This is a genomic window from Microtetraspora sp. AC03309, from assembly GCF_020826795.1.
Classification (GTDB): Bacteria; Actinomycetota; Actinomycetes; order Streptosporangiales; family Streptosporangiaceae; genus Microtetraspora; species Microtetraspora glauca.
Genome location: NZ_JADDIL010000611.1, coordinates 1 through 394, shown reverse-complemented (window position 1 = coordinate 394; position 394 = coordinate 1). Strand labels below are relative to the sequence as shown.

The window sequence follows — 394 nt, the reverse complement described above, 5'->3', positions numbered from 1 at the left end:
CGCCTGGCTGACCGATTGGCGGCTGTGGGCCGAAAAAGAACGCCGCGACGCCGTGGTCCGGGATATCTACAAGGACCTGTTCACCGTCCACCTCAAGGCCACCGATCACAGCGAAGAATTCGAGCTGGTGCTGGGCGTGGGTTGCTTGACCTGGCGGCCCGACAGTCACGAGCAGGTGCAACGCCACGTCGCAACCGCTCCGATCGCGATCGGCTTCGACGAGAATTCCGGGCGCCTTACCGTGACACAGGTCAGCGCACCCGACGCAGTGTCCATCGAGCTGGACATGCTGGATCCAGCACTGATCTCGACTCCGGCCAAAATTGACGAGATCAGGGCGATGGCCGCCGAGTACGACGGGCATCTGCTCGACCAGCCGGCGATCGGGGAGATC

Annotated in this window: 1 protein-coding gene; it reads left to right on the top strand. The window is 63.5% G+C overall.

The genetic code is table 11. From position 1 onward, the window contains the following. Positions 1-394 (top strand): hypothetical protein (locus IMZ11_RS44600; protein WP_228649852.1); only part of this gene is annotated, 394 nt, incomplete at both ends.